The 529-nt window shown below is 75.4% G+C and carries 1 pseudogene; it reads right to left on the bottom strand.

The window, feature by feature from the left end:
• Positions 1 to 211: 211 nt before the first annotated feature.
• Positions 212 to 529, bottom strand: a pseudogene (locus ACY45C_RS12805) (amidohydrolase); the annotation flags it as partial.

Here is a 529-nt window from a genome sequence, read left to right as displayed (position 1 = left end):
GGGTGGGGCGGGCGGGCGGTGGGGTCACCGGACCAGTTTCGGTCACGTGGGTCGCGTTGAGCACGCCGGCCCTGGTCGGCGGGCGTGTGGCGGTCCTGCCGGTCTTGACGGCCTGGGACTCGGGTCCGTGTCACTATTCGCCGGCGAAACCAAAGCGACTGGTGGGTGCCCAGTGGGGCGGGGGCGATGCTCAGGTGCGGGTCGGTGATGTTCAGGTGAGGGTGTCGTGGAGGATGCGGCCGCGTAGGACGGTGCGTAGGCAGGTCGGGGTGGGTGCGGACAGGTCGGACAGGTCGGGCAGGCCGGCGACGGCGCCGCGGGGGTCGGTGGACCAGGCGGCGATGCGGTCGTCGGGGACTTGGGCGACGAGTTCGCCGGGCACGGCCCAGACGGCGTAGGTGGCGGGGGCGCCGGGGGCGAGGGTGCCGTGGCCGTCGGTGTCGGCGCGGGCGGCGCGCCAGCCGCCTCGGGTTGCGGCGGTGAACGCGGCGCGGGTGGAGAGGCGGGCGGTGGGGGCGTGGTGGGTGAC

Source organism: Frankia sp. CcWB2, assembly GCF_977927585.1.
The sequence above is the reverse complement of the archived record's forward strand: the minus strand, read 5'-3'. Positions and strand labels throughout refer to the sequence as shown.